Genomic DNA, 16,971 nt, shown 5'->3' with positions numbered 1-16,971 from the left:
CCGCCCGCATTAGCTCGATCAGACGCGGCGGCGCTTCGAGGGACGCACGCCGTTATGCGGAATCGGCGTGACGTCGCGGATCGAGGTAATCGTGAAGCCCACGGCAGCCAGGGCGCGCAGGGCGCTCTCGCGGCCCGAACCCGGGCCCTTGACTTCGACTTCGAGGGTACGGACGCCGTGCTCGGCGGCCTTCTTGCCGGCGTCGTCCGCAGCCACCTGAGCGGCGTACGGGGTCGACTTGCGGCTGCCCTTGAAGCCCATCATGCCGGCGGAGGACCACGAAATCGCGTTGCCCTGGGCGTCGGTGATGGTCACCATGGTGTTGTTGAAGCTAGCATTCACGTGGGCGATGCCGCTCGTGATGTTCTTGCGCTCGCGGCGCTTAATGCGCTGAGGTTCGCGTGCCATATCGTATATCCTGTCGAATTATCGCTGCGGGAAACCGAAAGCCTTAACGGCTCCCTCGGCTTACTTCTTCTTGCCGGCGATCGGCTTGGCCTTGCCCTTGCGGGTGCGCGCATTGGTGTGCGTGCGCTGGCCACGAACCGGCAGACCCTTGCGGTGACGCAGGCCGCGGTAGCAGGCGAGGTCCATCAGGCGCTTGATGTTCATCGCGGTCTCGCGACGAAGGTCACCCTCGACCGTGTGGTCGGCGTCGATGGTCTCACGGATCTGGAGCACTTCGGCGTCCGAGAGATCCTGGATACGGCGGGTGTGATCGATACCGAGCTTGTCGGCGATCTCGAGCGCCTTGGTACGGCCGATGCCGTGGATATACGTCAGCGCGATGATAACGCGCTTGTTGGTGGGGAGATTTACCCCTGCAATACGAGCCACTTAATTCTCCTGCTCCACAGAGGTGCGAGCGCGCACCTCCATCTCATCGCGAAAACACTCGGGGAAGTGAAATGGCAAAAGGCCCGGTTGGCGGTTACACGCGGGTGCTTTGGACACGCGGTATGGGCCTTCCGGACTGCCGTTTACTGACGAGTGAAGGGGGCGCTTAAAACGATTCGCGCGCAGAGTCAACGTTCCGCGTCAACGCCTGCGGCATCGACCGGGCGCCGCCCTCCGCCTGATCGACGGGGCGGATGTCGCGCCTGTGAGGACTGTTTAACGCAAATCGCGAGGCCAGTCAAAGTGCGTAGCACCCGGCCCTGTCCCATGGCGGCACCGCACGCATCGGACCTAGCGTCCGACGAGCGGCCCGTCACTGGTCATCGGCTTGCTCGAAAGCGGCACGATGTCGAGCCCGACCGCAGGATCCGCCGCTGCAGGCGCCTCGACAGGCGGGTCGGCAACGTCCGTCTCGATCTTCGGGAAGGCCGCCGCGAAGGCCCCGCCCAGCTTTCCGGTCAGGCGCTGAAGCTGTCCGCCGAGCATGCCATCGACCGCCGGCGCCAGCTTCTCGAACGGGGTGCGGGTGAAACCGCCCACGACGTATTCGAGCAGGACCTGCGTACCGCCCTTCCCGTCCGGCTTGAGCTGCACGGTCAGCGTGCCGATCGCCGCGTCCGACTGCAGCGGGCCGAGCGCCCCGCTCATACGCAGGGCGCGGCCGCGCTCCACGTAGATCACCCGCATGTGCTCGACGCTGCCGCGCGGCGTTGCCTTGGGCGAGCTTTCGTTGGGCAGCACTTCGCAGAAGCAGCCGCCCGCCCGCGCATCGAGCGTGAGGTTCGCGGCATCGCCGGACCAGGTGTGATCGGAGTCCCACCAGACCGAAGGCTTCACCAGCACTGCCCAGGTTTCCTCGGGCGTCGCCGGGACTTGCGCGACATGGCGCACGACGAAGCCGTTGGCCTCGACTTGCGCGACGCTCGCGCTTGCCGCCGAAGGAACGAGCGCCATGCCGGCCGCCGCCAGCGCAAATGCGAAAGACTTCATAAAGCTGCCCCTGCCCGGCCGTGAAGGCCCCGTCAATGTCGCGAAACCGTCCATGCCAGATCGCATGAAGCCCGTCATCCCTGTCGCGCACTTCGACGACAAAATGAAAAACCCGGAAGCGACCTGAGGCACTTCCGGGTTTCATTGTTCGGTTCACTCTGGAACAGGATCAGCCCGCGAGGATTGCCTCGATCGCCGCCGTCACCTCGTCCATGTCAGCCATGCCGTCGACTTTGGCGACGATACCGCGCGCTTCGTAGACGGGCAGGATCGGCGCGGTCTTGGCGCGGTACTCGGCCATGCGGGTGCGCACGGTCTCGGCGTTGTCATCCGGGCGGCGCTTGAACTCGTGCCCGCCGCACTTGTCGCAAGTGCCTTCGACCTTCGGCTTCTCGAAGGTGTCGTGGTAGCCCTTGCCGCAAGTGGCGCAGGTGAAGCGGCCGGTGATGCGCTCGACCAGCGCGTCCTCGTTCACTTCCAGTTCGATCACGTGATCGAGCTTGCGGCCGCGCGCTTCCAGAATGCCGTCGAGCGATTCGGCCTGCGCTTCGGTCCGCGGGTAGCCGTCGAAGATGGCGCCAGTATCCACGCCCATCGCGTCGAGTTCGTCCCCGATCAGCGCCGAGACGATCGCATCCGAGACCAACTCGCCACGCTCCATGACCGCCTTGGCTTCGAGCCCGGTCGGCGTCCCCGCCTTGACTGCGGCGCGCAGCATGTCGCCGGTCGACAACTGGCGCATGCCATGCTTGTCGACGAGACGCTGCGCCTGGGTTCCTTTGCCCGCCCCCGGCGGTCCCAGCAGGATAATGTTCACGCCCTGAATCCCCCTCGGTTTTACGTTATCGGCACGCGCCTCAGCGCATGCGGCCCTTCAGCTTGGCCTTCTTGATGAGGTCGCCGTACTGGTGCGCCAGCAGGTGCGACTGAATCTGCGTGATCGTATCCACGGTCACGTTGACGACGATCAGCAGACTCGTGCCACCCATGAACAGCAGCGGCAAGCCCGTCATCGACAGGAAGTACTCAGGCACCGTGCAGACGATGACCAGGTAGGCCGCACCGATCACGGTGATGCGCGTCAGGACGTAGTCGAGATAGACTGCGGTGTTCTTGCCCGGACGGATACCCGGGATGAAGCCGCCGTTCTTCTTCAGGTTGTCCGAGGTCTCTTCCGGATTGAAGACGACTGCGGTGTAGAAGAAGCAGAAGAAAATGATGCCCGCCGCGTAGAGCAGCATGTAGAGCGGCTTGCCGTGGCCCAGGTACTGGTTGAGCGAGACCACGATCTTGCCCATCGTCGAATCCGGCGTCAGCGACTTGCCGGCGAACTGGCTGATCGTCAGCGGCAGCAGCAGCAGCGAACTGGCGAAGATCGGCGGGATCACGCCGGCGGTGTTGAGCTTGAGCGGCAGGTGGCTGCGGTCGGCCTGCATCATGCCGCGCTGCGTGGCGCGCTTGGGATACTGGATCAGCAGGCGGCGCGTGGCGCGTTCCATGAAGCAGATCATCAGGATCATCGCCACCACCAGCGCGATCAGCGCGATGATGAGGATCGAACCGGTGTCGCCCGCCGAGTAGGCCGAGCCCAGGTTGCTGGCGAAAGTTGGCATCTGCGCGACGATACCCGCCATGATGATGAGCGAAACGCCGTTGCCGATCCCGCGCGAGGTGATCTGCTCTCCCAGCCACAGCAGGAACATGGTGCCGCCGATCAGCGAGATCACCGCGCCGACGCGGAACGGGATGCCCGGATCGACCACGGCGCCAAGACCGCGCGAGGTCGACAACGCCTCAAGACCGGTGGCGATCGCGTAGCCCTGCACGATGCACAGCAGCACGGTGCCGTAGCGGGTGTACTGGTTGAGCTTCTTGCGCCCGGCCTCGCCTTCCTTCTTCAGCGCGACGAGCGCCGGGTGAAGTGAGGCTGCCAACTGCACCACGATCGAGGCGGTGATGTAAGGCATCACGCCGAGCGCGATCAGGCTCATGCGCGAAAGCGAACCGCCCGAGAACGTGTTGAACAGGTCAAGGATGCCGCCCTGCGTCTGCAGATAGAGATCGCGCAGCGCGACCGGGTTCACACCCGGCAGCGGCACGAAGCTCAAAAAGCGGAACACGATGAGCGCGCCGATGGTGAACCAGATGCGGTTCTTCAGCTCGGTGGCCTTGGAGAAATTGGCCAGGCTGAGCGTGCTGGCGATGTTGTCGGCGCGTGAAGCCATGACGTTCTAAAAAGCCTCGAAGAATCTGATCGGACTCGCCCTTAGCGGCTCATGCCTGCCTTGTCGAACCCGGGAAGGAAACTGGCCATATAGACATTGGAACGATGTCGGGAAGACCCGTCCCGCACGAATCGGCTCCAGTGTGCCGCCCGCGCATCACATTTGTCGACACCTTACAGCAAGAGAGGGCGAAGCGCCCGGCGCCCGCCCTCTCCTTATGCCTTAGCGTGTCGCGCCGGAAATCAGGCCGCAGCCTCTTCCTTGGCGGGAACGATCACCGAACCGCCGGCCTTTTCGACCGCGGCAACGGCACCGGCCGAAGCGCCAGCAACGTTGAAGGTGACCTTCGAGGTCAATTCACCCTTGGCGAGGAGACGCACGCCGTCCTTGCCGCCACGGGCCAGGCCGACGGCCTTGAGCGCCGCGTGATCGACCACGCCGGTGATGTCCAGCTTGCCGGCATCGATGAACTTCTGGACGAGGCCCAGGTTCACTTCCGCGAAGTCCTTGGCGAACTTCTTGTTCGAGAAGCCGCGCTTCGGCAGGCGCATGTGGAGCGGCATCTGGCCACCCTCGAAGCCGTTGATCGAAACGCCCGAGCGTGCCTTGGCACCCTTCTGGCCGCGACCCGAGGTCTTGCCCTTGCCCGAGCCGATACCACGGCCGACGCGCATGCGGCGGTGACGGGCGCCGGCGTTGTCACGGATGTCATTCAGTTTCATGTTCTGCACTCGCTTTCGCTTTGAGTCGCGCTGATAGGAAGCGGCGCCCCTAGCGGATGAGGGCGCGCTTGTCACCCCGGATTCGGGAAGAGCGGGTCATCCCACATCCCGTTTTACACAGAAGAGCCTGTGAAACCCCGAGATTGTTCCTTTATAGTGAATGGCTTGCGCCCATTCCCTGTGACCTTTCGCGTACGCCCTTCTCCGCTTCAGAAGCTATGTTCATCATCATAACTGTCTTTCCCGTGAAGGCGGGAACCCATCTCCTGACATTGCCTGTTGCGAAGACATCAGATGGGTCCCCGCCTTCGCGGGGATGACGGAAAAAGGGGGGGAGGCGACAGCGCGCGCCCTCACCGATCCTCTATCGCATGGATCACGGCATGTAGGACAGCCTCAGCTGCCGCCGCCGAAGCCCACCAGCAACTTCGCGCTCTCCGGCACCCGTGTACCGAAGGCGTCGCGCGCAGGCGCCCAGCGCACGATCTCCGCCGCCAGCCCGCACAGTTCCTTGTCGAACGCGGGCGAGACGGATGCCGGATCCATCTTGCACTCTGTCGTGTTGCCCTGCTCGTCCACCTGGAAGTTCAGGTCGTAGCGGCCGAACGGCTTGGCTTTCAGCTGCGTATCGTAACGCTCCTTGAGTTCGGTGAGCGCATGGTTGAACTCGACGAGGCTGGCGTCATCCCAGCGCGGCTTCTGGCGCAGGCTGGCGAACTGCTCTTCGGTCACCAGCGGCCGCATCGCGCGGATGACACCGTACCAGCGCATCACGCGCGCGATCTGCAACGGCGACTGGCGGTCGATGGTGGTCTGGCACGTCCCGCCGATCGGGTCGGCCTTGGCCCGCAGCAGCGCCTGCGCCGCAGGCCAGCGATGGTAGGCGACCGCCCAGGCGAGCGGGGTGAGGCCGAACAGATCGGGCTTGTCGATGCCCTTGGGGTCGCGCTCGAGCAGGATGCCGATATCCCGGATCGAGCCGCGCCGCGCCGCCGCGCCGAGCCCGTGCTCCATGCGCGCGACGCCCAGTTCGGCGAAACCGTAGGGCTGCTCGATCCCGGCATCGGGATTGTCCGGCATCGTCGGCGCCGGCCCGGCCTTGTCGACCGCACGGCAGACGTCGGCATAAGGATAGCGCGGATCGGCCAGCATCGCGGCGTTGTAGCGGCGACCGAAGCCGGTGACGGTATCGTCGGGCTTCTGCTGCCCGCCCTCGACCTTGCCCTCGGGCACGAAGGCCACCGCGCGCACGGTCCATGGCGAAAGGCCGCCAAGCATGCGGCACTGTACGCCGTAAGCCTCGGTGGAGATGCCGGTCGGCGTGGTCGCGGCAATCAGGCGAAAGTCGCCCATGTCGAGCGCCTTGTGTGCCTCCGCCACGGCGTTGGCGCTGCCGTCCTTCAGCTTGCGGCGCAGCGAGCGGTCACCCTTGCGCAGCTTGTCCAGGAACGCGGTATCCGCACGCAGGTCGCCGCATTGGGTTACCGAGGCGCCCTCGACGCCGAGATTGCCCTTGGGCGCGTCGTCCGAGCACGCGGCCGTCGTCAGCGCGCCCATGCACAGGATGGTGGCCGTCAGAAGCCGCTTGCCGATCAAGACCTGTCCCCGATTGGAATCCGTGGCGCCCGAGGCGCCGATGAAGCTGGCGCGAATAGCATAGCCGCGCGCGGTTGGAAGAGCATTACTTGCGGGAAGGCCCGCCATGCCCCTGGGGCTTCGACAAGCTCAGCCTGAGCGGGATTGGGAGGTTTGCACTTAGCCCCGCTCTCCCTGAGCCTGTCGAAGGGTCACCCTGAGCTTGTCGAAGGGCCGGCCACCCACGCAAAAAGGCCCCGGTGTTTCCACCGAGGCCCTTCTGTCTCGTTCAGCGTGAACCTGTGAAGGTTCAGTCGACGATCTTCACCATGTGCGGCAGCTTGGCGATGGCACCGCGCACTTCGGCGGTGTCTTCGCGCTCCACGATACGGTGCATCTTGCCGAGGCCGAGACCGATGAGGATCTTCTTCTGGCTCTCGGGGCGACGGATCGGCGAACCGATCTGCTGGATCTTGATCTTCGCCATGATGCTTACTCCACGATGGCTTCGGCAGCGGCCTCGGCCTCTACCTCGGTAGCACCACCGCGACCAAGCAGGTCGGCGATCTTCTTGCCACGACGCTGGGCCACCGACTTCGGCGAAGTCTGCGTGGTCAGCGCGTCGAAGGTGGCGCGGATCATGTTGTACGGGTTCGAGGTGCCCACCGACTTGGTGACGACGTCAGCGACGCCCAGGCTCTCGAACACGGCGCGCATCGGACCACCGGCGATGATGCCCGTACCGGCCGGAGCCGTGCGGACGTTCACCTTGCCGGCGCCGAAGTGGCCCTTGCCGTCGTGATGGAGGGTACGACCCTCCTTCAGAGCGACGCGGATCATCTTCTTCTTGGCCGAGGCAGTCGCCTTGGTGATCGCCTCGGGAACTTCGCGGGCCTTCGAGTGACCGAAGCCCACGCGGCCCTTGCCGTCACCGACGACGACGAGCGCGGCGAAGCCGAAGCGCTTACCGCCCTTGACGGTCTTGGAGACGCGGTTGATGTGAACGAGCTTTTCGATCAGCTCTTCACCCTGCTCCTCGTCGGCGTTGCGGTTGCCGCGACGGTCGTCACGACGGCCGCCACGGCCACCGCGCTCACCACCGCGATCGTTGCCGCCACGGCCACGGCCGCCACGACCACGGCCGCCTTCGCGGTTACCCTCGAACGGCGCGCCGCCCTGGGGTGCTTCAGCCGAAACCGGCTGCGTGTTGTTGTTTTCGTCAGCCATGATCAGAACTCCAGCCCGCCTTCACGGGCGGCTTCGGCAAGCGCCTTGACGCGGCCGTGATACAGGAAGCCACCGCGGTCGAACACGACCGAGGTAACACCCGCCTTCTTGGCGGCCTCGGCGAGTTCCTTGCCCACGCGGGTCGCGGCGTCGAGGTCGGTGCCCTTGGCGCCCAGCGTGTTGGCTGCAGCGACGGTGTGGCCCTGCGCATCGTCGATGATCTGCGCATAGATGTGACGGCCGGTGCGGTGCACCGACAGACGGGGACGACCACCCGAACGGGCCTTGAGCGCGGTGCGAACGCGGCGCGCGCGGCGATCGAAGAGAGACAGCTTTGCCATTACTTCTTCTTCCCTTCCTTGCGGAAGATGTACTCACCGCGGTAGGCGATACCCTTGCCCTTGTAGGGCTCAGGCTTGCGCCAGCGGCGAATTTCGGCCGCAAGCTGGCCGACCTTCTGCTTGTCGATGCCCGAGATTTCGACCGTGGTGTTATCCGGGGTCTTGACCTCGATGCCTTCCGGCACGGCGATGTCGACGTCGTGCGAGTAGCCGAGCTGCAGCTTCAGGGTCTTGCCCTGCGAAGCGGCACGGTAGCCGACGCCCTTGATGTCAAGGATCTTGGTGAAGCCGTTGGTGACGCCTTCGATCAGGTTCGACACGAGGGTGCGCTGAAGGCCCCAGTGGCTGCGCGACTGCTTCGACTGGCCGATGGGCTGCACGGCGATCGCACCGTCGTCCACCGAGTAGGTGACGAGGTCCGACAGACCCAGGGTCAGGGTGCCCTTGGGGCCCTTTACCGAGAGAACACCGTTGTCGATGTTGGCGGTGACGCCGTTGGGAACGGCCACCGGCTTCTTACCGATGCGGCTCATTAGAACACCTCCGCCAGCACTTCGCCGCCGACGTTCTGTGCACGTGCTTCGGCATCCGAGAGCACGCCACGCGGCGTCGAGACGATGGTGATGCCGAGACCGTTGCGAACGACCGGGAGTTCCTTGGAACCCGAGTAGACGCGGCGGCCGGGCTTGGAGACACGAGCGATGTGCTTGATGGCGGCTTCGCCTTCGAAGTACTTCAGCTCGATGCGCAGCTGCGGGTGGGCGCCGGTGGCGTCGTCGGAGAAGCCACGGATGTAGCCTTCACGCTGGAGAACTTCCAGGACGCGCGCACGCAGCTTCGAGGCCGGCGACAGGACGGAGTCCTTCTTCGCCTGCTGGCCGTTGCGGATGCGGGTGAGCATATCACCCAGGGGATCGGTCAATGCCATTGCTTCTAACCCTTACCAGCTCGACTTGGTCACGCCGGGGATCATGCCCTTGTTGGCAAGATCACGCAGCTCGACGCGGCACAGGCCGAACTTGCGGTAATAACCGCGCGGACGGCCGGTCGTGGCGCAACGGTTGCGAACCCGGGTGGGGTTTGCGTTGCGCGGGATCTCGGCCAGCTTCAGGCGAGCAATGAGACGCTCGGTTTCATCGAGCGACTGATCGTCAGCGACCGCCTTGAGGCGCTCGTACTTGCCTGCATACTTCTTGACGAGCTTCTTGCGACGCTCATTCTTGTTCACGGAACTCAGTTTCGCCATGGACTTAAGCTCTCTTCCTCAGCGGCTCACGCCGCCTCCTGCTGTTCCGACTCTTCAGCCGGGAACGGGAAACCGAACAGACGCAGCAGCTCGCGCGCTTCGTCGTCGGTCTTCGCGGTGGTGGTCACGATGATGTCCATGCCACGAACCTTGTCGATCTTGTCGTAGCTGATCTCCGGGAAGATGATCTGCTCCTTCAGGCCCATGGCGTAGTTGCCACGGCCGTCGAACGACTTGGGGTTCAGGCCACGGAAGTCGCGGATGCGGGGCATCGCGATCGTGACGAGACGATCCAGGAACTCGTACATGCGCTCGCGGCGGAGCGTCACCTTGCAGCCGATCGGCATGCCTTCGCGCAGCTTGAACTGTGCGATCGACTTGCGGGCCTTGGTGATGACGGGCTTCTGACCGGCGATGAGTTCCATCTCGGCAGCGGCAGTCTGGACCTTCTTCTTGTCCTGGCTGGCTTCACCGACGCCCATGTTGAGCGTGATCTTCTCGATCTTCGGGATTTCCATCACGTTCTTGTAACCGAACTTCTCGGTCATCGCCTTCGCGATTTCAGCGTCGAACTTCGTGCGCAGACGCGGAGTGTACTGCTCAGCCATCGATCGTCTCCCCGGACTTCACGGCCACGCGGACCTTGACGCCGTCCTTGATTTCGAAGCGAACGCGGGTCGGCTTGCCGTCCTTGTCCGCAACAGCGACCTTGCTGATGTGCATCGGCGCGGGAACGCGGTCGATGCCGCCCTGCGGGTTCTGCTGGGTGGGCTTGCGGTGCTTGGTGGCAACGTTCACGCCTTCGACGACAACCTTGCCGTCCTTGGGCTGAACCTGCAGCACGGTGCCGGTGCGGCCCTTGTCCTTGCCGGACAGGACGACGACGGAGTCACCCTTCTTGATCTTAGCGGCGGCCATTACAGCACCTCCGGCGCGAGCGAGATGATCTTCATGAAGCCACGGCCGCGCAGTTCGCGCACCACGGGGCCGAAGATACGGGTGCCGATCGGCTCCTCGTTCTTGTTGATCAGCACGGCAGCATTGCTGTCGAAGCGGATCACGCTGCCGTCCGTGCGGCGCACGTCCTTGCGGGTGCGCACGATCACAGCACGGTGAACGTCGCCCTTCTTGACGCGAGCGCGGGGCTGCGCCTCCTTGATCGACACCACGATGATGTCGCCGACGCCGGCGAAACGACGCTTGGAGCCACCCAGTACCTTGATGCACTGGACGCGCTTCGCGCCGCTGTTGTCCGCCACGTCGAGATTGGATTGCATCTGGATCATCGATCCGAGTCCTTCTCATCTGGCTTGCCGGAACCAGTCCGGCAGTTCCTAAAAAGACAGGCCCCCGAAGAGGCCCGAGTCGCCCTGCGCGGGCGAAGGCGGCCCTTTGCCGCATTCACCCGCGAAGGTCAACACTTGTGTCAGGTAAGGCCAAAGCCGGGACTTTGCAGCCCCGGCTTCGATCTCAGCGGAGGATCAAACCTCGGCTTCGAGTGCCGTACCCTTGCTCGCCTGAAGACGGTCAAGAACCTTCCAGGTCTTGGTCTTCGAGTAAGGCGCCGTCTCCTCGATCCGGACTTTCTCGCCGGTCTTGAAGGCGTTGTCCTCGTCGTGGGCGTGGTACTTCTTCGAGCGGCGGATGATCTTCCCGTAGAGGGGGTGCTTCACCTTGCGCTCGACGAGCACGGTCACGGTCTTGTCCGTCTTGTCGGAGACGATAGTCCCGCTAAGAATACGCTTGGGCATCGTGTTTCTCCTTACGCCTTCGCCGCGGCGGAACGCTCAGCCTGGAGCGTCTTGATGCGGGCGATGTCGCGACGGACTTCCTTGATGCGTGCCGGGGCTTCGAGCTGGCTCGTAGCAGCCTGGAAACGCAGGTTGAACTGCTCGCGCTTGAGATCGACGAGGTCAGCGGTCAGCTGGTCGTCGGTCTTGGCGCGAAGATCTTCGGTCTTGGCCATTATTCGCCTCCCAGGTGCGAGGTGTCACCGAGGCGGGCGACGACCTTGGTCTTGATCGGCAGCTTCATCGCGGCGCGGCTGAAAGCCTCGGCGGCGAGCTGGCCGGCAACACCGTCCACTTCGAATAGGATACGGCCGGGCTTGACGCGGGCCGCCCAGTATTCGACCGAACCCTTGCCCTTACCCTGACGGACTTCGGCAGGCTTCTTCGAAACCGGCACGTCCGGGAAGACGCGGATCCAGAGACGACCCTGGCGCTTGAGGTGACGCGTGATCGCGCGGCGGGCCGCTTCGATCTGGCGGGCGGTGATCCGCTCGGGCTCCATGGCCTTGAGGCCGTAGGAACCGAAGTTCAGGTCGGTGCCACCCTTGGCGTCGCCCTTGATCCGGCCCTTGAAGGCCTTGCGGAACTTGGTCTTTTTCGGTTGCAGCATGGTGCTAACTCTATCCTAGACTCAGCGGGCCGGACGGACGCCGGAGGTCTGAGCCTCCATCATCAGTCGATCCTGCGCCATCGGGTCGTGACCAAGGATCTCGCCCTTGAAGACCCACACCTTGATGCCGATGATACCGTAGGCGGTCAGCGCCTCGGCAGCGGCATAGTCGATGTTCGCACGCAGCGTGTGAAGCGGAACGCGACCTTCGCGGTACTGCTCCAGACGGGCGATTTCAGCGCCGCCGAGACGGCCACCGCACATGATCTTGATGCCTTCGGCACCCAGACGCATGGCGGACTGCATCGCGCGCTTCATCGCACGGCGGAACGCCACGCGGCGGATCAGCTGATCGGCGATACCCTGTGCGATCAGCTTGGCATCGACTTCCGGCTTGCGGATTTCGACGATGTTCAGCTTCACTTCGCTCGAGGTCATCGCGGCCAGCTGCTTGCGCAGCTTCTCGATGTCCGCGCCCTTCTTGCCGATGATGACACCGGGACGGGCAGCGAAGATCGAGATGCGGCACAGCTTGGCCGGACGCTCGATCACCACCTTCGAGATCGCAGCCTGCGGCAGGGTCTCGATGATGAACTTGCGGATCTTGAGGTCTTCCTCAAGCAGCTTGCCGTAGTCCCGGCCTTCGGCGAACCAACGGCTGTCCCAGGTACGGTTGATCTGCAGGCGCAGACCGATCGGATTGCTCTTATGACCCATGGATCAGGCCTCCTCGACTTCGCGAACGACGATCCGCAGGCGCGAAAACGGCTTCAGGATGCGCGTGGACTTGCCGCGACCACGAGCGTGGAAACGCTTCATGGTCACCGACTTGCCGACCGACGCCTCGGCGACGACGAGAGCGTCGACGTCGAGGTTGTGGTTGTTTTCCGCGTTGGCGATCGCCGAGGCGAGAACCTTGCGGGCGTCGACCGCCATGGCCTTCTTGGAGAAGGCCAGGACGTTCATCGCGTCTTCCGCGCGCATGCCGCGGATCAGGGCAGCGACAAGGTTGAGCTTCTGGGCCGAACCACGAATGTTCGTGTTGACCGCAAGAGCTTCCTTGTCACCTACGCGGCGGGGTGCTGCTTGCTTGCTCACTTGCGCTTGCCCTTCTTGTCGGCGGCGTGGCCGGGGAACGAGCGGGTGGGAGCGAACTCACCCAGCTTGTGACCGACCATGTCCTCGTTGACCGCAACGGGAATGAACTTGTGCCCGTTGTACACCTGGAAGGTGAGACCAACGAACTGCGGGAGAATGGTGGAGCGACGCGACCAGGTCTTGATCGGACCAGCGCGGCTGCCGGCATCCTGCGCGACTTCGGCCTTCTTGAGAAGGTAGAGGTCGACGAAGGGGCCTTTCCAGACGGAACGTGCCATCGTGACTTACCTCTTCTTCTTGGCGTGACGCGAACGGATGATGAGCTTGTCCGTCTGCTTGTTGTTGCGGGTGCGGGCACCCTTGGTCGGCTTGCCCCAGGGCGTAACCGGGTGACGACCACCCGAGGTACGGCCTTCACCACCACCGTGCGGGTGGTCGACCGGGTTCTTGGCGACGCCGCGGGTAAGCGGACGGCGGCCCAGCCAGCGACCGCGACCGGCCTTGGCGAGGGTCTGGTTCGAATTGTCGGGGTTCGAGACCGCGCCAACCGTGCCCATGCAATCGCCGCGCAGGTAGCGCTGCTCGCCCGAGTTCAGGCGGACGATGACCATGCCGCGGTCACGACCGACGACCTGGACATAGGTCCCTGCCGAACGTGCGATCTGGCCGCCCTTTTCGGGCTTCATCTCGACGTTGTGGCAGATCGTGCCGACCGGCATCTGCGACAGAAGCATGGCGTTGCCCGGCTTCACGTCGGTCTTCTCGCCGGCGACGATGACGTCACCGACTGCCAGACGCTGCGGCGCGATGATGTAGGTCAGTTCGCCGTCCGTGTACTTCACCAGCGCGATGAACGCGGTGCGGTTGGGATCGTACTCGATCCGCTCCACGGTGGCTTCCATGTCCCACTTGCGACGCTTGAAGTCGATGAAGCGGTACTTCTGCTTGTGGCCGCCAGCGATGCCGCGCGAGGTCACGTGACCCTTGTTGTTGCGGCCGCCGGTCTTGCTCTTGCCTTCGGTCAGCGCCTTGAGGGGCTTGCCCTTCCAGAGCGACGACTTGTCGACGAGGACCAGGCCGCGGCGTGCGGGGCTGGTCGGGTTGTAATGCTTGAGTGCCATCGGAAATTAACCCCGCGCGCCTTCGGTGATGTCAATCGACTGGCCTTCGGCCAGCGTGACGATCGCCTTCTTCACGTCGCTGCGACGGTAAGCCTTACCGCGCCAGCGCTTGGTCTTGCCCTTGACGACGAGCGTGTTCACGCCGGTCACCTTGACATCGAAGATTGCCTCGACGGCAGCCTTGATCTCGGGCTTGGTCGCCTTGTCGGCCACCTTGAAGACGACTGCGTTCTGCTCGGAAAGCAGGGTCGACTTCTCGGTGATGTGCGGGGCGACGATCACGTCATAGTGACGAATGTCGACGGACTTAGCCATTGAAACGCGCCTCCAGCTTCTCGACAGCGGCGCGCGTCAGCACCAGCGTATCATGCTTCAGGATGTCGTAGACGTTCGCGCCGACAGCCGGGAGAACGTTCACGCCGACGATGTTGCGGGCCGCCAGGGCGAAGCCCTCGTTGACCTGATCGCCGTCCATGACGAGAACCTTCTTGCCGAAGTTCGCCTTGGCGAGCTGACCGGCCAGAGCCTTGGTCTTGGCGTCGGCGACGTCGAGCGAGTCGACGATCACGAGGCCGTTCTGAGCCTTGGCCGAGAGGGCCATCTTCAGACCGAGCGCACGGATCTTCTTGTTGAGCGAGATGTTGAACTCGCGGCGACGGGCACCGTGAGCCTTACCACCGCCGATGAACACCGGAGCAGCGCGGTCGCCGTGACGAGCGGTACCACCACCCTTCTGGTTGCCGAACTTCTTGCCGGTGCGCGCGACTTCCGAACGCTCGCGGGTCGCGCGGGCGATGCCGCGACGGTTCTCGAGCTGCCAGGTGACGACGCGGTGCAGGATATCCGCGCGCGGCTCGAGGCCGAACACGTCGTCCGAAAGCTCGATGTCGCCGTTGGCGGTCGAACCGTCGATGTTGAGGACCTGAACCTTCATGATTAGCCCTCCTGGCCTTCGGTCGCTTCGGGCGCCGCGGTTTCAGCAGCGGCCGTGTCGTTGGTGTTGCCAACCGACTTGATGCCGGCGGGGTACGGAGCCTCGCCGTGACGGTCGACCTTGACGGCGTCCGCAACGGTCAGCCACGAGTTCTTCGCGCCCGGGACCGAGCCCTTGACGAAGATCAGGCCGCGCTCATCGTCCACGCGGACGACTTCGAGGTTCTGCTGGGTGCGCTGACGGTCGCCCATGTGGCCGGCCATCTTCTTGTTCTTGAACACCTTGCCCGGATCCTGACGGTTACCCGTCGAACCGTGCGCACGGTGCGAGATCGACACACCGTGGGTGGCGCGCATACCGCCGAAGCCCCAGCGCTTCATAGCGCCCTGGAAGCCCTTACCCTGGGTGTGGCCGCCCACGTCGACGAGCTGGCCCGGGACGAAGTGCGAAGCCGCAATCGTCGCGCCAACCTCGAGGAGGGCGTCGTCGGCGACGCGGAATTCCGCGACGCGCATCTTGAGGGGAACCTGAGCCTTGGCGAAGTGTTCGCGCTGCGGCTTGGCAACGTTCTTCTGCTTCGCTTCGCCGGCACCGAGCTGAACGGCGACGTAGCCGTCACGTTCTTCGGTACGGACTGAGACGACCTGGCAATCCTCCAGCGCCAGGACGGTGACGGGCACGTGGCGACCGTCCTCCTGGAACAGGCGGGTCATCCCGACTTTCTTTGCGATCACGCCGGTACGCATGACCTTACTCCTTACAGAGGCGTACGCAGGACCATCCCCCGCACGCATGTCCAACCCTGTGTGTGATACGAACCCCGTCCGGGTCAGGTGCTCCCTGCAAGCCCCGAAGGACTGACGGAAGCGAGACGGGGGACGCATTCCCGAACGAAACCCGAAGGCGTCGCCGGAGGTATCCCTTGTGTCCCTTCGGGCTTTTCCCTCAGGGCGCTGTCTCTGCGGGTTTCTCCCCGCAAAGCCGGCTAGCGAAGCCGACAAGATAGTCCTCGATCTAATTTAGGTCCGATCGGAAAGGACCATCGGGGCGACCTTTTCAGATCACCCCGTTAAACCGGCTTCAGGCCAGCTTGATCTCGACGTTCACGCCGGCCGCGAGGTCCAGCTTCATCAGAGCGTCGACGGTAGCGGCGTTCGGCTGCACGATATCAAGCAGACGCTTGTAGGTGCGGACTTCGAACTGCTCACGCGACTTCTTGTCGATGTGCGGACCACGGTTGACCGTGAACTTCTCGATCTTGGTCGGCAGGGGAATGGGCCCACGAATCAGCGCGCCGGTACGACGTGCCGTGTCAGCGATTTCGCCAGTTGCCTGGTCGAGAACGCGATGGTCAAACGCCTTCAGGCGAATGCGGATGTTCTGAGCTTCCATAACCTACCGATGAGAAAGAGCCATAGGACCGAAGTCCCGTCAAATTCGAACCGCGCCCCTACACGCCAAGTGCGAGTCGGGCAAGCCCTGATTTTACGCGGATCGGCAGGTTTTCGGCGGTGCGCGGCGCAGTTCGTCGCATCGCCCCTTCCCTGCGCACGATCCACTCCCTAGGTTGGCATCGCGACGCCTAACAGAAGCCGCTGCCAATGCCCTCCACTACCACGACAATTTCCAGCGTGCTTGCCGCGCTTACGCTCGCTTGCCTTGGTTCCGCGCCCGCTGCCGCCGCAGGCTCTGCCTACGGCCCCACCGGAAGCGAAATTCCCATCGATCTCGACGACACCGACGTTCTCACGGCCCACGTCGGCATACCCGATCCAAGGGGCGGCCCGATAGACGATGCCTGCCGCGACGCAGCCCGCGCCAGCAATGGCGGCAACGACGGCACGATCGTCGTCTGCTCCCACGGCGGCGACGGCTCCAGCGAGCGGGTTCCCGCATCGAAATCCGTCGACGAGAGCACGCGCACAGGGGCGCTGCATCCGCCGGACCTGTGGAACATCCCGGGCTGCCTTGGCCCGTGCATCACCATACCGTTCGGCAAAGTGCCAGAGCCCGTCTATTACATCGACCTCAAGTCCATTCCCGAAGCGCCCAAGGGTTCGGATGCGTGGAAGATCGCACAGGGCGAACTGCGGCAGCCCTGAGCCGCACCGTCGGAGCGCCCTCCCCTTTCGTCATTGCGAGCGTAGCGAAGCATTCCAGGGCAGTGCTGCACCGCCCTGGAATGCTTCGCTACG

29 protein-coding genes are annotated in these 16,971 nt (G+C 64.1%); 2 read left to right on the top strand and 27 right to left on the bottom strand.

Translation table 11 applies throughout. From position 1 onward, the window contains the following. Positions 1 to 18: 18 nt before the first annotated feature. The 3 genes from rpsK to ACYPYD_RS07765 form a co-directional block, all read right to left on the bottom strand. A complete protein-coding gene (gene rpsK / locus ACYPYD_RS07775) occupies positions 19 to 408 on the bottom strand; it encodes a 30S ribosomal protein S11 (RefSeq protein ID WP_008831163.1) in 390 nt (129 codons plus the stop codon). 60 nt (positions 409 to 468) lie between these two features. Continuing rightward, complete coding sequence (gene rpsM, locus ACYPYD_RS07770) at positions 469 to 837, bottom strand: 30S ribosomal protein S13 (protein ID WP_008831162.1); 369 nt, start codon at positions 835 to 837, stop codon at positions 469 to 471. A gap of 351 nt (positions 838 to 1,188) precedes the next feature. Beyond that, a complete protein-coding gene (locus ACYPYD_RS07765; RefSeq protein ID WP_459662687.1) occupies positions 1,189 to 1,851 on the bottom strand; it encodes an SRPBCC family protein in 663 nt (220 codons plus the stop codon). On the opposite strand from ACYPYD_RS07765, the gene ACYPYD_RS07760 reads away from it, so the two are divergent. Continuing rightward, a complete protein-coding gene (locus ACYPYD_RS07760; protein WP_172705106.1) occupies positions 1,850 to 2,014 on the top strand; it encodes a hypothetical protein in 165 nt (54 codons plus the stop codon). The two genes, ACYPYD_RS07765 and ACYPYD_RS07760, sit on opposite strands and share 2 nt — an antisense overlap. A gap of 42 nt (positions 2,015 to 2,056) precedes the next feature. Here the strand turns inward: ACYPYD_RS07760 and ACYPYD_RS07755 are convergent, their stop codons facing one another. The 24 genes from ACYPYD_RS07755 to rpsJ all read right to left on the bottom strand — a co-directional run bounded on the left by ACYPYD_RS07755 (position 2,057) and on the right by rpsJ (position 16,168). After that, positions 2,057 to 2,704, bottom strand: coding sequence for an adenylate kinase (locus ACYPYD_RS07755; protein ID WP_008831160.1), 648 nt, complete (start codon positions 2,702 to 2,704; stop codon positions 2,057 to 2,059). A gap of 40 nt (positions 2,705 to 2,744) precedes the next feature. Then, on the bottom strand, positions 2,745 to 4,112 hold the full coding sequence (gene secY, locus ACYPYD_RS07750; RefSeq protein WP_008831159.1) for a preprotein translocase subunit SecY: 1,368 nt from the start codon (positions 4,110 to 4,112) through the stop codon (positions 2,745 to 2,747). Positions 4,113 to 4,354: 242 nt separating this feature from the next. After that, on the bottom strand, positions 4,355 to 4,834 hold the full coding sequence (gene rplO / locus ACYPYD_RS07745) for a 50S ribosomal protein L15 (protein WP_036527309.1): 480 nt from the start codon (positions 4,832 to 4,834) through the stop codon (positions 4,355 to 4,357). 396 nt (positions 4,835 to 5,230) lie between these two features. Beyond that, on the bottom strand, positions 5,231 to 6,538 hold the full coding sequence (locus tag ACYPYD_RS07740) for an ankyrin repeat domain-containing protein (RefSeq protein WP_459662686.1): 1,308 nt from the start codon (positions 6,536 to 6,538) through the stop codon (positions 5,231 to 5,233). 181 nt (positions 6,539 to 6,719) lie between these two features. Continuing rightward, positions 6,720 to 6,896: a 50S ribosomal protein L30 gene (gene rpmD, locus ACYPYD_RS07735; RefSeq protein ID WP_008828220.1), complete on the bottom strand. Its 177-nt coding sequence runs from the start codon at positions 6,894 to 6,896 to the stop codon at positions 6,720 to 6,722. Positions 6,897 to 6,901: 5 nt separating this feature from the next. After that, the gene (gene rpsE / locus ACYPYD_RS07730) at positions 6,902 to 7,636 is read right to left on the bottom strand and encodes a 30S ribosomal protein S5 (RefSeq protein WP_008828221.1); all 735 of its coding nucleotides are present in this window, start codon (positions 7,634 to 7,636) and stop codon (positions 6,902 to 6,904) included. A gap of 2 nt (positions 7,637 to 7,638) precedes the next feature. Then, positions 7,639 to 7,977 (bottom strand): 50S ribosomal protein L18, encoded by a 339-nt coding sequence (rplR, locus tag ACYPYD_RS07725; RefSeq protein WP_008828222.1) that lies wholly within the window; start codon positions 7,975 to 7,977, stop codon positions 7,639 to 7,641. Then, positions 7,977 to 8,510, bottom strand: a complete 534-nt coding sequence (gene rplF, locus ACYPYD_RS07720) for a 50S ribosomal protein L6 (RefSeq protein ID WP_008828223.1) — start codon at positions 8,508 to 8,510, stop codon at positions 7,977 to 7,979. Before rplF ends, rplR begins: the two co-directional genes overlap by 1 nt. Next, a complete protein-coding gene (gene rpsH / locus ACYPYD_RS07715; protein WP_008828224.1) occupies positions 8,510 to 8,905 on the bottom strand; it encodes a 30S ribosomal protein S8 in 396 nt (131 codons plus the stop codon). The genes rplF and rpsH overlap by 1 nt, the downstream gene beginning before the upstream one ends. Positions 8,906 to 8,917: 12 nt before the next feature. Beyond that, entirely contained in the window at positions 8,918 to 9,223 is a 306-nt protein-coding gene (gene rpsN, locus ACYPYD_RS07710) for a 30S ribosomal protein S14 (protein ID WP_008828225.1), read from the bottom strand. A gap of 26 nt (positions 9,224 to 9,249) precedes the next feature. Continuing rightward, positions 9,250 to 9,831, bottom strand: a complete 582-nt coding sequence (rplE, locus tag ACYPYD_RS07705; protein ID WP_008828226.1) for a 50S ribosomal protein L5 — start codon at positions 9,829 to 9,831, stop codon at positions 9,250 to 9,252. Beyond that, entirely contained in the window at positions 9,824 to 10,141 is a 318-nt protein-coding gene (gene rplX / locus ACYPYD_RS07700) for a 50S ribosomal protein L24 (RefSeq protein ID WP_008828227.1), read from the bottom strand. The genes rplE and rplX overlap by 8 nt, the downstream gene beginning before the upstream one ends. Next, positions 10,141 to 10,509 (bottom strand): 50S ribosomal protein L14, encoded by a 369-nt coding sequence (gene rplN / locus ACYPYD_RS07695; RefSeq protein ID WP_008828228.1) that lies wholly within the window; start codon positions 10,507 to 10,509, stop codon positions 10,141 to 10,143. The genes rplX and rplN overlap by 1 nt, the downstream gene beginning before the upstream one ends. Before the next feature lie 195 nt (positions 10,510 to 10,704). Then, positions 10,705 to 10,974, bottom strand: coding sequence for a 30S ribosomal protein S17 (rpsQ, locus tag ACYPYD_RS07690; protein WP_008828229.1), 270 nt, complete (start codon positions 10,972 to 10,974; stop codon positions 10,705 to 10,707). A gap of 11 nt (positions 10,975 to 10,985) precedes the next feature. Further along, positions 10,986 to 11,189, bottom strand: a complete 204-nt coding sequence (gene rpmC / locus ACYPYD_RS07685; RefSeq protein ID WP_008828230.1) for a 50S ribosomal protein L29 — start codon at positions 11,187 to 11,189, stop codon at positions 10,986 to 10,988. Then, the gene (rplP, locus tag ACYPYD_RS07680; protein WP_008828231.1) at positions 11,189 to 11,623 is read right to left on the bottom strand and encodes a 50S ribosomal protein L16; all 435 of its coding nucleotides are present in this window, start codon (positions 11,621 to 11,623) and stop codon (positions 11,189 to 11,191) included. Before rplP ends, rpmC begins: the two co-directional genes overlap by 1 nt. Positions 11,624 to 11,644: 21 nt before the next feature. Continuing rightward, complete coding sequence (rpsC, locus tag ACYPYD_RS07675) at positions 11,645 to 12,340, bottom strand: 30S ribosomal protein S3 (protein WP_008828232.1); 696 nt, start codon at positions 12,338 to 12,340, stop codon at positions 11,645 to 11,647. Between the two features lie 3 nt (positions 12,341 to 12,343). Further along, positions 12,344 to 12,721, bottom strand: coding sequence for a 50S ribosomal protein L22 (rplV, locus tag ACYPYD_RS07670; protein WP_008828233.1), 378 nt, complete (start codon positions 12,719 to 12,721; stop codon positions 12,344 to 12,346). Then, complete coding sequence (rpsS, locus tag ACYPYD_RS07665; RefSeq protein ID WP_008828234.1) at positions 12,718 to 12,999, bottom strand: 30S ribosomal protein S19; 282 nt, start codon at positions 12,997 to 12,999, stop codon at positions 12,718 to 12,720. The genes rplV and rpsS overlap by 4 nt, the downstream gene beginning before the upstream one ends. A 6-nt stretch (positions 13,000 to 13,005) precedes the next feature. Then, positions 13,006 to 13,842, bottom strand: a complete 837-nt coding sequence (gene rplB, locus ACYPYD_RS07660) for a 50S ribosomal protein L2 (RefSeq protein ID WP_008828235.1) — start codon at positions 13,840 to 13,842, stop codon at positions 13,006 to 13,008. Between the two features lie 6 nt (positions 13,843 to 13,848). Next, positions 13,849 to 14,157, bottom strand: a complete 309-nt coding sequence (locus ACYPYD_RS07655; RefSeq protein ID WP_008828236.1) for a 50S ribosomal protein L23 — start codon at positions 14,155 to 14,157, stop codon at positions 13,849 to 13,851. After that, positions 14,150 to 14,776, bottom strand: coding sequence for a 50S ribosomal protein L4 (gene rplD, locus ACYPYD_RS07650; protein WP_008828237.1), 627 nt, complete (start codon positions 14,774 to 14,776; stop codon positions 14,150 to 14,152). The genes ACYPYD_RS07655 and rplD overlap by 8 nt, the downstream gene beginning before the upstream one ends. Before the next feature lie 2 nt (positions 14,777 to 14,778). Then, complete coding sequence (gene rplC, locus ACYPYD_RS07645) at positions 14,779 to 15,522, bottom strand: 50S ribosomal protein L3 (RefSeq protein ID WP_459662685.1); 744 nt, start codon at positions 15,520 to 15,522, stop codon at positions 14,779 to 14,781. Positions 15,523 to 15,856: 334 nt separating this feature from the next. After that, the gene (rpsJ, locus tag ACYPYD_RS07640; RefSeq protein WP_007011873.1) at positions 15,857 to 16,168 is read right to left on the bottom strand and encodes a 30S ribosomal protein S10; all 312 of its coding nucleotides are present in this window, start codon (positions 16,166 to 16,168) and stop codon (positions 15,857 to 15,859) included. Positions 16,169 to 16,377: 209 nt separating this feature from the next. Here rpsJ and ACYPYD_RS07635 point away from each other — a divergent pair, with 209 nt between their 5' ends. Then, complete coding sequence (locus tag ACYPYD_RS07635) at positions 16,378 to 16,878, top strand: hypothetical protein (protein ID WP_459662684.1); 501 nt, start codon at positions 16,378 to 16,380, stop codon at positions 16,876 to 16,878. Positions 16,879 to 16,971: the final 93 nt, after the last annotated feature.

The organism is Novosphingobium sp. 11B (assembly GCF_054589055.1).
Note: the sequence above shows the minus strand (reverse complement) of the source record. Positions and strands in the feature narration are given on the sequence as shown.

Bases quoted from the DNA above. Each gene is read 5' to 3' on its own strand.
- rpsK (WP_008831163.1), bottom strand. From the start codon at position 408: ATGGCACGCGAACCTCAGCGCATTAAGCGCCGCGAGCGCAAGAACATC.
- ACYPYD_RS07760 (WP_172705106.1), top strand. From the start codon at position 1,850: ATGCCGGCCGCCGCCAGCGCAAATGCGAAAGACTTCATAAAGCTGCCC.
- ACYPYD_RS07765 (WP_459662687.1), bottom strand. From the start codon at position 1,851: ATGGCGCTCGTTCCTTCGGCGGCAAGCGCGAGCGTCGCGCAAGTCGAG.
- secY (WP_008831159.1), bottom strand. From the start codon at position 4,112: ATGGCTTCACGCGCCGACAACATCGCCAGCACGCTCAGCCTGGCCAAT.
- rplO (WP_036527309.1), bottom strand. From the start codon at position 4,834: ATGAAACTGAATGACATCCGTGACAACGCCGGCGCCCGTCACCGCCGC.
- ACYPYD_RS07740 (WP_459662686.1), bottom strand. From the start codon at position 6,538: ATGGCGGGCCTTCCCGCAAGTAATGCTCTTCCAACCGCGCGCGGCTAT.
- rpmD (WP_008828220.1), bottom strand. From the start codon at position 6,896: ATGGCGAAGATCAAGATCCAGCAGATCGGTTCGCCGATCCGTCGCCCC.
- rpsE (WP_008828221.1), bottom strand. From the start codon at position 7,636: ATGGCTGACGAAAACAACAACACGCAGCCGGTTTCGGCTGAAGCACCC.
- rplR (WP_008828222.1), bottom strand. From the start codon at position 7,977: ATGGCAAAGCTGTCTCTCTTCGATCGCCGCGCGCGCCGCGTTCGCACC.
- rplF (WP_008828223.1), bottom strand. From the start codon at position 8,510: ATGAGCCGCATCGGTAAGAAGCCGGTGGCCGTTCCCAACGGCGTCACC.
- rpsH (WP_008828224.1), bottom strand. From the start codon at position 8,905: ATGGCATTGACCGATCCCCTGGGTGATATGCTCACCCGCATCCGCAAC.
- rpsN (WP_008828225.1), bottom strand. From the start codon at position 9,223: ATGGCGAAACTGAGTTCCGTGAACAAGAATGAGCGTCGCAAGAAGCTC.
- rplE (WP_008828226.1), bottom strand. From the start codon at position 9,831: ATGGCTGAGCAGTACACTCCGCGTCTGCGCACGAAGTTCGACGCTGAA.
- rplX (WP_008828227.1), bottom strand. From the start codon at position 10,141: ATGGCCGCCGCTAAGATCAAGAAGGGTGACTCCGTCGTCGTCCTGTCC.
- rplN (WP_008828228.1), bottom strand. From the start codon at position 10,509: ATGATCCAGATGCAATCCAATCTCGACGTGGCGGACAACAGCGGCGCG.
- rpsQ (WP_008828229.1), bottom strand. From the start codon at position 10,974: ATGCCCAAGCGTATTCTTAGCGGGACTATCGTCTCCGACAAGACGGAC.
- rpmC (WP_008828230.1), bottom strand. From the start codon at position 11,189: ATGGCCAAGACCGAAGATCTTCGCGCCAAGACCGACGACCAGCTGACC.
- rplP (WP_008828231.1), bottom strand. From the start codon at position 11,623: ATGCTGCAACCGAAAAAGACCAAGTTCCGCAAGGCCTTCAAGGGCCGG.
- rpsC (WP_008828232.1), bottom strand. From the start codon at position 12,340: ATGGGTCATAAGAGCAATCCGATCGGTCTGCGCCTGCAGATCAACCGT.
- rpsS (WP_008828234.1), bottom strand. From the start codon at position 12,999: ATGGCACGTTCCGTCTGGAAAGGCCCCTTCGTCGACCTCTACCTTCTC.
- rplB (WP_008828235.1), bottom strand. From the start codon at position 13,842: ATGGCACTCAAGCATTACAACCCGACCAGCCCCGCACGCCGCGGCCTG.
- ACYPYD_RS07655 (WP_008828236.1), bottom strand. From the start codon at position 14,157: ATGGCTAAGTCCGTCGACATTCGTCACTATGACGTGATCGTCGCCCCG.
- rplD (WP_008828237.1), bottom strand. From the start codon at position 14,776: ATGAAGGTTCAGGTCCTCAACATCGACGGTTCGACCGCCAACGGCGAC.
- rplC (WP_459662685.1), bottom strand. From the start codon at position 15,522: ATGCGTACCGGCGTGATCGCAAAGAAAGTCGGGATGACCCGCCTGTTC.
- rpsJ (WP_007011873.1), bottom strand. From the start codon at position 16,168: ATGGAAGCTCAGAACATCCGCATTCGCCTGAAGGCGTTTGACCATCGC.
- ACYPYD_RS07635 (WP_459662684.1), top strand. From the start codon at position 16,378: ATGCCCTCCACTACCACGACAATTTCCAGCGTGCTTGCCGCGCTTACG.